The sequence below is a fragment of the Labilibaculum euxinicum genome (assembly GCF_009795715.1).
Lineage (GTDB): Bacteria > Bacteroidota > Bacteroidia > Bacteroidales > Marinifilaceae > Labilibaculum > Labilibaculum euxinus.
The window spans coordinates 71,182-83,006 of record NZ_WTCR01000008.1; the positions used below are offsets into that span (position 1 = coordinate 71,182).

Here is an 11,825-nt window from a genome sequence, read left to right on the forward strand (position 1 = left end):
TAAATGTCAAATTAGATATTGATTAATACAATTTTATTATAAAGAGCAATCTCTTCATTTTTGCTTTTCTGTTTCTTTAGTTGTTTCTCAAACCATTCACTATCTTCGCTTATAGCCGCGATGCCGATTTTCAGTATCTGTTTTATTTGCTGACTTGCACCCGACATAGAGCAAGCCTCCTTTTTTAATTCTTTTCTCAGGTAATTTTCAATTCCCTTTATACTTTTATAAATGCGGGGTTTTCTTATCCTCAAAACCACATTAGGGTCTCCCGCTACCGGTTGTTCTTCATACATGTAAACACTCTCGAACAGTGCATAATACTGAGCAATTTCCTTCCCCCAGGTACTTTCCACAGATGCCCTTACCGGCAAGGAAAGTTTTTCCTCATCAGGACTGTAGTAAGTAAAAGTTAATTGTTCGTCGGGTGTTGTTTCTATAAAATCATTCCCGTGTTTATTTGATGCAGGCCATACCGTCACATCATCAGAATTTAAACTGGCAACTTCTTGTGCACGTAATCCTGACACAACTAACACTAAGGCTAAAATTAAGGTGGTTCTAATTTCCATATCGTCATATGTATTTGTGAATATTCAAGCTTTTTATCTGGCTCAAAGTACACGAACACATATCACCTAATGATAAGCTTAGAGTAAACTTTATTTTAAATATTAAAATGTATCTATGTAAAAAACCGGAGAGAAGTAAATAGTATATTTCGTGGATAACCCCTACAGAAGAACCAACACAACACACTTATTAAGTGAGATTTACATGCGTTCCATTTAATTATTAGGAATTAAATATTTCCAATTCCAATACATAACCATCAATTGACAGAACAACTAAAGGTTAATTTAAGATGAACTAAAATTCTTTTGAAACTTTACTGAAACAATAGTGGATTAGATTGTCAATTTATTAGCTAACAATCCATAGGAGAAGAAACAAAAAATTATATTTTGCCAAAAATCACACAGTCGGACAAAACGGAGATAAAATAACTAACAGATGAATAAAACAAATAATGCAAGCATTTACCATATGCCTGACATCACAATTTAAGTTATGGAAGAACAAAAAAATCCACTACCTATGGTAATGAAAATCTGAAGATAAAACCATTGTACAAAGAAATGGATCTTGAAGTGCTAATCAATATTTGGCTCAATGTGAATTGTTGATACGTAACCGTACTTTTCGAGAATGGCTTCTTCCAGTTCTGTTGCAATATCGTGAGCCTTTTTTATTGGCATATCCTGCGGAAGTAATATGTGAAAAGTTAGTTCTGTATGATCCCCATATACATGAAGATGAAAATGATGAGGTTCTAATTTGTACGAAGACACTTTCTCAATGGTCATTTTTAGTTCCTGAATGATTGTATCGGAAGGGCTCTCTCCCAATAAGGAATGAATAGAATCACTAATAATTTCATACGCAGCATGACCAATTAGTATGGCAACAATCATTCCTAAAGCTCCGTCGACCCACCAAAAATAAGGACCTAAAAATATTCCAACCAAAATAACCAAAGAAGATATTGCATCGCTTCTATGATGCCATGCATCAGCTTTTAACACTTTGGAATTGGTTTTCTTTGCTCCGAAATAGGCAAATTGAGCCAACAATTCCTTTGTTACAACCGACACGATCATAACTACAATAGCAATGCTCCCAAATTGCGATGACTCCCGGCTTTGCAGCGTATGATAAGATTCAATGATAAAATCGAACGCCACCAAGAGAAGTAAAATTCCAATAATAAAGGCACTTATTAAATCGGCTCGTCCGTGCCCAAAAGGATGATCCTCATCCGCAGGCTTCTTCGAAATCTTAGCACCAACAATTACAATTACAGAACTTAAGCTGTCCGACAAGGTATGCCAAGCATCTGCAATAATTGCAATGGAACCTGTCGCCAAACCAGCCCAGTATTTTAATCCAAAAAGCAATATATTCCCAATTATTGAAAGCCAGCCTTCTACCGAGGCCCAATTCGATTTATCTAATTTAAACTTGGAATTTTTCAATGTAAACGAACTTTAGCAACAAGTTATTAACCTAAGTTTGCTGAAATTATTGTATCAATTAAACTAATTCTTCATTAACTGAAAGAAGTTTTGAAGATGCTAATTTGGTTTTATTTTTCTTATCGATGTAAAAATCAATTCTTCCCAAAGCAATTCCAGCCCATCCAACTTGATTAATTAACACTTCTTCACCGTCCAAATTCAGAACCCGTTCCGGAGTTTCCAATAAGGTATGTGTATGTCCTCCAATAATTAGATCTACACCTCGTGTTTTTCTGGCTAAATTCACATCACAATCAAAACCCAAATCATTCTTTAATCCTAAATGAGAAAGACAAATAACCAAATCGCATGTATTTTCATCCTTTAAAATACGAACCATTTTCCCGGTAACATCAACAGGATCAACATAGGAGATAGAGCCTCTGTTTTTTGGCTCCACATAACCGTCTAAATTTACTCCCAGACCAAAAACGCCAATCCTAAAATCTTCTTTATCAATTATTTTATAAGCTGGGATTTGACCATACAATTCGGTTTCAGAAAAATCATAGTTCGCATTCAGCAATGGAAAATTAAGGTGTTTCAATTGACTTGCAATCCCCTCAATACCATTATCAAACTCATGGTTCCCAATAGTTCCGGCATCATATCGCATTTTCGACATTAATTTAAATTCGGCTTCCCCCTTAAAGAAATTAAAATAAGGTGTGCCTTGAAACACATCGCCTGCATCAAATAACAAAACCAATTCTTCTTCTTTTCTGATTTTTTGAACCAATGCATGAATTCTTGCAAAACCTCCCAAACCACCAAATTCAGGGTCGCCCTTTGGAAAAGGTTCAATACGGCTGTGCAAATCGTTGGTATGAAGAACCGTGATTTTCTGTAATTCTTTTTTAGCAGCAGAAGCTCTTTTGGGAATAATTCCTGTTCCCAAAAACAAACCCGCTACACCGATATTTTTCAAAAAATCCCTTCTATTCCACATTGTAAATCCTCCCGTCTAGTTCTGCTGAAATATGTTTTCCATTTTCATAATCACGCCTAATGTATTTGATCATTTCCGATCTTAATTTAAGGTGCAAATGTCTGAACGTTTCCCTTGTCTCAAATGCAGACAGCCCGCCACCACCATTCACCAAATAATCTATTGATAAAATGTGATATGTTTTTCCCAAATCAACCGACGTTCCATTAACAAGAACATCAACCGCTTGCTTATCCTTAATTCCCATTTTCACACCGCTAATACCTTCACCTCCAAACCCGGCAACTTGATTCAGAAGTTTCATTAAATCGTCCCCTTTCATTCCAACAATCACTAGTTTATTTTTAAAAGGTAACATTTCAAAAATTCGCCCGGTTGTTATTTCTCCTTTAGGCATTCCTGTGCGAATTCCCCCCTGATTCATTATCACCAAATCAACAGAGTGGGATAATTGATTTTCAACACAGAATTCTTTCCCAATGGCAAGCATTGCATCGGCAATATAATCAGACAATTTACTCTCTGGCTTACCGGTAATCATTTCTTCATCACAAACAGAAATAACCGTATTCATTTCCCCGTCGAGCTGAGATTTATAGCTTTCGATAACATTCACAAAAGCAGTGTCCTTTTGCGAATTCGAATCCATAACTGAATCAATCGTGTAATTCTGTTGATGATCAGGCTTATTAATCTTACTGCTTACAGAACAACCTGAAAAGATCAGCAGTAAGAATAGTATCCTAATTGAGTTATTAAAATATAATTTCATGTGAAAACAGATGAAAGAGTGATTAAACACACCCTTGTCCTTTTTAAGGGAATGTAAAATTATAAAAATAGCTTGATTTCTATATTATATAAATCTGAATTAATCAAAAATCTAAGGTTAATTGCTGAGGTTCAGAAAAATTGATTTGATTGGAAACAGTTAAACCCAGCAGTCGAATGCTTTCTTTCAGTTCAATTTGGTTTAACAATTCGTTTGCCAGATTAAGGATTTGATCCAACCGATTCAATTCCTGCAGAATGGTTTTACTTCTTGTTACCTGTTCAAAACTACTGTATTTCACTTTTAAACTTAAAGTCCTTCCTCTAAAACCACTCTTCTTTAATCGGCGCAGCAAATCTTCTGCAGTTGCAATCATGTCTTTTCTGATCAAATCTTTATTCGATAAATCGGCATGAAATGTATGCTCAGTACTCACCGATTTACGAACCCGGTTAGGATTCACCGGACGGTTATCAACACCTCTTGAAATTTGATAATAGTAAACTCCGGCTTTCCCAAACACACGAGTCAATTCAGCAAGGCTTCTCTCCTTCAAATCTTTCCCTCTGAATATACCCAACTGATGCATTTTATCAGCAGTAACCTTTCCAACTCCAAAAAATTTATCAATTGATAACTGCTCAATAAACTGCTCAACATCTTTAGGAGGAATAACAAATAAGCCATCAGGCTTTTGATAATCGGAAGCAATTTTAGCCAAAAACTTATTTACTGATATTCCTGCCGAAGCCGTTAAACCAGTCACCTCCTTAATTCTTTCCTTAATCTCTTTAGCAATCAAACTCGCAGAAGGCAGATTTTTCTTGTTGTGAGTAACATCTAAAAAAGCTTCATCAATAGAAAGAGGCTCTACCAAATCGGTGAATTCATGAAAAATACTCATAATTTGCTTCGAAACTTCTTTGTATCGGTCATGCCTGCCCTTTACAAAAATCAAATTTGGGCATCTCCTTTTCGCGATAGAAGAAGGCATTGCAGAACGCACACCGAATTTTCTCGCTTCGTAACTGGCAGCAGCAACAACTCCCCTGTCTCCGAATCCCCCAACCGCAATTGGTTTGTTTCGAAGTTCGGGATTATCCTTCTGCTCTACCGAGGCAAAAAAAGCATCCATATCAACGTGAATTATTTTGCGATATTCCTCTTCCATTTTCAATTCAAATATCCAGAAACAATTTAAAAAATAATCGTTTCAATTTTTGTAATTTTACACGCCTTAAAAAAGCGAATCAATTCATATTTCCTATTCAACACTTTGCGAAAATAGGGAATAAATACAACCAAACCCGTTCCTGTAAGAACCAAAATAAGTAAAGTGAACCAAATTAAAGATCTTACCAGAGGAAAAATTTTTCCTCAAATTATAAAACTGGCTATTCCAATAATTGCCACCTCATTTGTGCAAATGGCATACAACATGACGGATATGGCGTGGTTGGGACAAGTTGGAAGCGAAACTGTAAGTGCTGTTGGAATTGCTCTTTATCTGGTTTGGTTTGGTTCATCACTCCTCTTTATTACTAAAATTGGTGCTGAAGTAGGAATTTCACAATCAATAGGAAGTAAAAATCTTGAACGGGCACAATCATTTGCAAAAAACGCGTTCAGTTTATCTTTTATTATCTCCATTGGATTTGCTTTATCAGTATGGATATTTGCCGACCCTATTGTAGGTCTTTTTAATATTAAAAGTGAATTTGTAAACGAGACTGCCTTCAAATACCTTCGGATAATTGCCGTTGGAATGCCATTTACCTATTCCAACATCACTATGGCTGGTATTTATAATGGAGTTGGCAATACCAAAACCTCATTTTGGATCAATGCCTCCGGCTTGATTATAAATATGATACTCGATCCAATTCTTATTTTTGGTTGGGGAAGTATTCCAGGCATGGGTGCCGAAGGTGCAGGAATCGCGACTGTAATTTCTCAGCTAAGTGTTTTTCTACTATTTATATACTACTTGTATATCAAGGAAAATCCATTACAAATCAAAAACTATTTAGGGAAAATTCAAAAAGAATTCTTCCTCCCAATCCTAAAAATAGGAGGTCCTGTTGCTCTCCAATCAGCTTGTTTTGCCTTTATCGCTATGATTTTAGCAAGGGTGATAAACAATATTTCTCATGGAAATCCCATTCCTTTTTCAGTTCAATCGATAGGATCACAAATAGAAGCACTATCCTGGATGACCGCCTCTGGTTTCTCAACTGCATTGGGTACATTCACAGGCCAGAATTATGGAGCAAATAAATGGAGACGAATTCAAAAAGGTTTCTTCATCACATTAGGAATCGCAGGTTTTATAGGATTCATTAGTACCTTGCTCTTCCTTTTTGCAGGCGATCATATTTTCGGATTGTTTATAAATAACAGTGAAAATAATGTAGTGCATATGGGCATGGTTTACCTATTTATTCTTGGTATTTCACAGATATTTATGTGTGTTGAAATTACAGCAACAGGAGCCTTTAACGGAATTGGACGGGCAGTTCCACCTGCAATAGTTGGAATTGTTGGAAACCTGATGCGGATTCCCTTTGCCTATATATTGAGCTACACTTTAGTTGATTATCTACCTGAATTTCAGAACTGGATATCTTCCGAGTCTGTTTCGGCGACAGGTGTTTGGTGGGGATTAACCATTAGCAGCATATTAAAAGGAAGTATTTTATTTTTGTGGTTCCTTTTTTTACTGAACAAACATCCCGAAAACCAGTCTCCAATTCCTTTAAAACGTTTATGGATAAGAATCATTCCAAGCAGATTGCGCCAGTCCTCTACAATCATTAATCCAATCGAGAATGAAGAATTTAAAAAGAGAGCTTAAAATAACTGAAGATGGTTCTCATACCCTCTTTGTTCCTGAATTAAATGAGCATTACCATTCTACTCATGGTGCTATTCAGGAAGCGATGCATGTGTATTTAAATGCAGGATTCAATTTTTGCAAGCAAGATCCAATTCACATTTTAGAAATTGGTTTTGGTACAGGACTAAACTGCTTCCTCACTCTTATTGAAGCCGAAAAACAAAACAGAACCGTTATTTATCATTCAATAGAATTGTATCCGATAAAAAAAGAACACATTCAAAGCCTGAATTACACCGATCAAATAGAAGGATCAGACAGAGACGTTTTTTTTAAGCTGCATCAGGCAGCATGGAATAAGGAAGTTGAAATCACAAAAACATTTACACTAAACAAACTGCAGGGTGATCTCAGAAAATTTATTTTTCCTGCTATGTATGATCTTATTTATTTTGATGCCTTTGCTCCTGATATTCAGCCCGATTTATGGACTCAGGATATTTTTGAAAAACTGCACAATCACCTGAAAGAAGATGCAGTTTTAACAACCTACTCTACAAAAGGAATCATAAAACAAGCTCTGAGAGGTGCAGGATTTGAGGTAAAACGTCTGCCTGGCCCACCTGGTAAACGACAAATGCTGCGAGCAAAGAAGTTATGCATCAATAGAAAACCAAATAATTGAATGAAGATCTTTTTTTATTGGAAGTTAAATGCAAAAAAAGGTTAATTACAAGTTGATTTTCGATATTCTGAGAGAAAAGCTTTACCTTAGACGATTCTTATGATCTTGCTGATCATAAATAAAATTGAATTATTATAATTAAATATACAATACCCGAATGAAGTACACAGAAGAACAAGATAAGGTAAGTTATTGCCTTGGATTAAGCATCGCAAGTAATTTAATAACTTCAGGAGTTAAAACAATTAGTGTTGAGCCATTTATGGAAGCTTTGGATGCTGCTTTTAATGGAAAAATGCCGGAACTATCTCCGGAAGAGGCCAATGGTATTCTTCAGGAATTTTTTGGAAAACTACAAGAAGAACAAGCTGGAAAAGCGGTTGAAGCAGGAACAAAATTTTTAGAAGAGAACTCTAAAAAAGAAGGTGTTGTAAGTCTTGAAAGCGGACTGCAATACGAAATTATCACAGAAGGAAAAGGAGACACTCCAAAAGGAACTGACAGCGTTAAATGTCACTACCATGGAACTTTAATTGACGGAACAGTTTTCGATAGCTCTGTAAAAAGAGGTGAACCTGCTGTATTTCCGGTAAATGGAGTTATTAGAGGTTGGGTCGAAGCTCTTCAACTAATGCCTTTAGGTTCAAAATGGAAACTATATGTTCCTTCGGACTTAGCTTATGGTGCACAGGGGGCCGGAAACCTTATTGGCCCACACACAACTTTAATTTTCGAAGTTGAATTACTTGAAATCGTATAATTATATTAATAACCATAACAATCCAAAAAAAATGAAACTAAAAGTATTATCTATTGCACTAGGTCTTGGACTAATAACATTGGCTTCCTGTAATCAAAAAAGAAATAAAAATGTTGCTCTAAACAACGAACTTGACTCTGTTAGTTATAGTTTAGGTGCTAGTTTTGGTACTAACCTTGAGCGTAACGGACTTACTAATTTGAACGAAGAAGTTCTTTTGGCAGCGTTGTACGCTTCTCTTGACAAAGATTCATTGGTAATTGATCCTCAAAAAGGAAATGCTGTTATCAATAACTACATCAAAGGTCTTCAGGAAAAAATTGGAGCTGAAAACTTAGCTAAGGGTCAAAAATTCTTAGAAGAAAACAAATCAAAAGAAGGTATTGTTGTTACTGCAAGTGGTTTACAATACCGTATTATCAACGAAGGAGACGGTCCTAAACCTCTTGCTACTGATAAAGTTTCAGTTCACTACAAAGGAACAACTATTGACGGTAAAGAATTTGACTCTTCTTATAAAAGAAACGAACCAGCTACATTTGCTGCTAACCGTGTAATTAAAGGATGGACTGAAGCATTACAATTAATGCCTGTAGGTTCTAAATGGGAATTATTTATTCCTTCGAACCTTGCTTACGGTCCACGTGCAATGGGAGCTGATATCAAAGCAAACGAAACTTTAATTTTCGAAGTTGAATTGTTGGATATCATAAAAGACGATAAAAAGAACTAATTAATAAATTTGATTAATTAGTACAACTTATTAAAAGCAATTACCCCTTTTGGAGTTTTCCAGAAGGGGTTCTTTTTTCTTTTTTGACAAAGAATCTTTTTTTAGATTTGCATTCTTTTGCAACTGCAATTGCATTGTTGTAAATTTAAAATCTTGTTTTTAGAAGAATGGATTAATTTTATATAAATACACTTACAACCAGTGCTTTAACAAAGCAAATCCTTCTATTCTATAAAAACCAGACTTTTACAAATAGAAACAATTACTTCTCAATATTCTCGTGTAAGAGAATTAATGAGTCGGAATTCTCCTTTTGATACTAAAATTGAAATAATTTAAAACAAATAAAAATGATGCACGCAGAAATTCATACCGAAAAGGGAATTATGAAAGTGGAATTCTTTGAGAATGATGCTCCGAAAACTGTTGAAAACTTTGTTAACCTATCAGAATCCGGATTTTACGATGGCTTGACTTTTCACCGGGTTATTCCAAATTTTGTGATTCAAGGTGGTTGTCCGGATGGCACAGGTGCCGGTGGCCCAGGTTACTCAATCAATTGTGAATTGAATGGTGAAAATCAATATCACGACAGAGGCGTTTTATCGATGGCTCATGCCGGAAGAAATACTGGTGGATCACAATTTTTCATTTGCCATAGCCGCGAAAACACTTCCCATTTAGATCGCCAGCATACTTGTTTTGGCAAAGTGGTTGAAGGATTAGAAGTTATTGATGCGATTCGTGCAGGAGACAGCATTGATAAAATTGTAATCGTAAAAGAATAATACAAAATATACAGAACATTATGAATTTTGAAATTAATGGTAAAATGATCGTGAAAGAGGAAACTCAATCAATCAGCGATCGTTTCAAAAAAAGAGAATTTGTTATTGAAGTTGAAAATGAAAGAAATTCTGAATGGAATGATTTTATTAAATTTCAACTAACACAGGATCGATGCGATTTATTGGAAACAATTTCTTTGTACGAAGAAATTAAAGTTTCTTTTAATGTTCGTGGTCGTAAATGGGAAAAAGATGGAAAAGTAAACTACTTTTCGAATCTTGAAGCTTGGAGAATTGAAAAAGTACAAGCTGCTGGTTCCCCTGTTCCTGAAATGCCTGAATTTAGAGCAGAAGACGTTCCTCCTGCACCGGAAGAAGATGATCTTCCTTTTTAGAAAATACAAAAACCGCACTGAAAAGTGCGGTTTTTTCAATTAAAAAAATCAAATATTACTGAAGTGCCGATACAATACCGACTGTGTTTGCTCTCCTATTAATGATGCAATAATTTATTAACAATTCTATCAAAAGCCGCTAATCCTCCAAAAGAAACAGCAACAATGTAAACCATTACCGGAAGTTTTATTAAACTATCAAATACTTTCGTTAAAACCTGATTAATTGGTTGTAATAATACAGCATCAAGCTGATGTAAAAACGGATTCTCAGCAGAACTAATTAAAGTTCTCACATCAGTGCCCAAAAGAATAAGTACAACAAGTAAAATAAGTCCGCTTATCCAAATCCATTGATTTCTCGAAATCGGCTTCTTCATTTCAATTGGTTTTGCAAGCCAATCCTGCATTACCATATCCATAACCCTATTCGTAAATTGAGCAGAAGGATCCTCCAACTCAACATCCTTTATCAATTCTTTGATAAAATCATCTTTATAGATATCTTCTTTTTTGCTCATTGTAGTCTAATTTTATATTCTTTCGAATATCTATAATATCGTTTTTAATTCACCATGTAAAGCCAACTCCAACAGAGTATAAAGCTTTTTTCTTGCACGATGCAATTTCACCTTAACATTGGAAGCACTTAAACCGGTAATAGAGCAAACCTCATCTACCGAATTTTCTTCCAGGTAAAACAGAGTAATCAGACACCTTTCATCAGCAGGTAACCTGTTTAATGCTTCGGAAAGGTATTTTTTCCTTTCTATATTTCTTACTTCCTGCAAGGCTGATTGAGTCGATTTTACATTTACCGAACTTGTAAAATCATCATCAATAGAGCTTACATCTAATTTTTTCTTTCTTAAACGCGATATCGCTGCATTGTAAATAATTCGATATATCCAGGTTGAAAATTTTGCATCTCCCTTATAGCTATCCAAGGCCTGATATGCTTTCAAAAATGCATCTTGAGCAATTTCTTCGGCATCTTCACGATTTCCCATCAATTGTAAGGCAACATTAAATGTCATCTTCTTGTATTTATTTACAAGAAAAGCATATGCCCCGGGATCTCCTTCTCTAATCTTGGCTATATAATAGCTATCCTTTTGAAACTTCATATACAGATTGTGCTTTCAATTTAGAAAAACAAGGTCATCAACTAAAAAGACATCGTTTCGTTTCATAATGTTGCGTTGATTCACTTCTTTTTTCCTTTTTATTGAATCATCTACAACTTAGACGCAAAGGATCTAAAATCGGTTACAGCTTATTCTATAAATTCAATATTTTTTTTGCAATTCATTAATAGCAAGTTAAGACAATGCTTTTTATTGAAATAATTGTAAGCGTTAAAAAAATCTTAAAATATTTGTAACCTGTTTGAATAAGGTGGCGTCATAAAGTTGAATGCAAAAATCAAGCTTTGGTTTTCATTCACAATCAATAAAATAATAACAGTTTAATCTTAAAACTTAAATCATGGATATAACAGGAGTAGTAGCAATCATTTCCGTATTTGGAATCATTCCTTTGATCGTTTTCTTAGTGCACCGTCACAAAGAAAGACAAGCTTTAATTGAAAAAGGCATGGATATCAACCTTTTAGTTGGAGAAAAAAAGTGCAGTACTTTAGAAAGCTTAAAATACGGTGTTCTTTTAATTGGTCTTGCAATTGGAATTCTAATTGGAAACATCTTAGATGCTTACACAAGTTTAAATGAAGAAGTTTCTTACTTTTCTATGATCTTTTTATTCGGTGGACTTGCTCTGTTAGTATTCTACGGATTAGCGAAAAAACAAGAGGCTGAGAAATAAACAAA

At 35.0% G+C, this 11,825-nt stretch carries 14 protein-coding genes; 7 read left to right on the top strand and 7 right to left on the bottom strand.

Annotation, left to right across the window (positions count from 1 at the left end; translation table 11 throughout):
• Positions 1-11: 11 nt before the first annotated feature.
• From GQR60_RS11920 to dinB, 5 genes are all read right to left on the bottom strand, one after another.
• The gene (locus GQR60_RS11920; RefSeq protein WP_124993145.1) at positions 12-572 is read right to left on the bottom strand and encodes a hypothetical protein; all 561 of its coding nucleotides are present in this window, start codon (positions 570-572) and stop codon (positions 12-14) included.
• A gap of 582 nt (positions 573-1,154) precedes the next feature.
• Positions 1,155-2,036, bottom strand: a complete 882-nt coding sequence (locus GQR60_RS11925) for a cation diffusion facilitator family transporter (RefSeq protein WP_124993146.1) — start codon at positions 2,034-2,036, stop codon at positions 1,155-1,157.
• 58 nt (positions 2,037-2,094) lie between these two features.
• Positions 2,095-3,006 carry a bifunctional metallophosphatase/5'-nucleotidase gene (locus GQR60_RS11930; protein WP_262885272.1) on the bottom strand — a complete coding sequence of 304 codons (912 nt, stop codon included), beginning with the start codon at positions 3,004-3,006 and terminating at the stop codon, positions 2,095-2,097.
• 10 nt (positions 3,007-3,016) lie between these two features.
• Positions 3,017-3,799, bottom strand: a complete 783-nt coding sequence (locus tag GQR60_RS11935) for a 5'-nucleotidase C-terminal domain-containing protein (RefSeq protein WP_124993148.1) — start codon at positions 3,797-3,799, stop codon at positions 3,017-3,019.
• 103 nt (positions 3,800-3,902) lie between these two features.
• A complete protein-coding gene (gene dinB / locus GQR60_RS11940; RefSeq protein WP_124993149.1) occupies positions 3,903-4,970 on the bottom strand; it encodes a DNA polymerase IV in 1,068 nt (355 codons plus the stop codon).
• Between the two features lie 165 nt (positions 4,971-5,135).
• On the opposite strand from dinB, the gene GQR60_RS11945 reads away from it, so the two are divergent.
• The 6 genes from GQR60_RS11945 to GQR60_RS11970 all read left to right on the top strand — a co-directional run bounded on the left by GQR60_RS11945 (position 5,136) and on the right by GQR60_RS11970 (position 9,996).
• A complete protein-coding gene (locus tag GQR60_RS11945; protein ID WP_306598348.1) occupies positions 5,136-6,653 on the top strand; it encodes an MATE family efflux transporter in 1,518 nt (505 codons plus the stop codon).
• Positions 6,628-7,320 carry a tRNA (5-methylaminomethyl-2-thiouridine)(34)-methyltransferase MnmD gene (gene mnmD / locus GQR60_RS11950; RefSeq protein ID WP_124993150.1) on the top strand — a complete coding sequence of 231 codons (693 nt, stop codon included), beginning with the start codon at positions 6,628-6,630 and terminating at the stop codon, positions 7,318-7,320. Before GQR60_RS11945 ends, mnmD begins: the two co-directional genes overlap by 26 nt.
• A gap of 157 nt (positions 7,321-7,477) precedes the next feature.
• On the top strand, positions 7,478-8,080 hold the full coding sequence (locus tag GQR60_RS11955) for an FKBP-type peptidyl-prolyl cis-trans isomerase (protein ID WP_101310808.1): 603 nt from the start codon (positions 7,478-7,480) through the stop codon (positions 8,078-8,080).
• 31 nt (positions 8,081-8,111) lie between these two features.
• Complete coding sequence (locus tag GQR60_RS11960; protein WP_124993151.1) at positions 8,112-8,813, top strand: FKBP-type peptidyl-prolyl cis-trans isomerase; 702 nt, start codon at positions 8,112-8,114, stop codon at positions 8,811-8,813.
• A 350-nt stretch (positions 8,814-9,163) separates the two neighbouring features.
• Positions 9,164-9,601, top strand: a complete 438-nt coding sequence (locus GQR60_RS11965; RefSeq protein WP_101310809.1) for a peptidylprolyl isomerase — start codon at positions 9,164-9,166, stop codon at positions 9,599-9,601.
• Between the two features lie 20 nt (positions 9,602-9,621).
• Entirely contained in the window at positions 9,622-9,996 is a 375-nt protein-coding gene (locus GQR60_RS11970) for a DUF3127 domain-containing protein (RefSeq protein WP_124993152.1), read from the top strand.
• Positions 9,997-10,094: 98 nt separating this feature from the next.
• Here GQR60_RS11970 and GQR60_RS11975 read toward each other — a convergent pair whose 3' ends face one another.
• Both GQR60_RS11975 and GQR60_RS11980 read right to left on the bottom strand, forming a co-directional pair.
• Complete coding sequence (locus GQR60_RS11975; RefSeq protein ID WP_124993153.1) at positions 10,095-10,517, bottom strand: hypothetical protein; 423 nt, start codon at positions 10,515-10,517, stop codon at positions 10,095-10,097.
• Positions 10,518-10,547: 30 nt separating this feature from the next.
• Positions 10,548-11,123 (bottom strand): RNA polymerase sigma factor, encoded by a 576-nt coding sequence (locus GQR60_RS11980; RefSeq protein ID WP_124993154.1) that lies wholly within the window; start codon positions 11,121-11,123, stop codon positions 10,548-10,550.
• A 361-nt stretch (positions 11,124-11,484) separates the two neighbouring features.
• Between GQR60_RS11980 and GQR60_RS11985 the strand changes: the two genes are divergently transcribed.
• A complete protein-coding gene (locus tag GQR60_RS11985) occupies positions 11,485-11,820 on the top strand; it encodes a DUF6249 domain-containing protein (RefSeq protein ID WP_124993155.1) in 336 nt (111 codons plus the stop codon).
• The last annotated feature ends 5 nt before the right edge of the window (positions 11,821-11,825 follow it).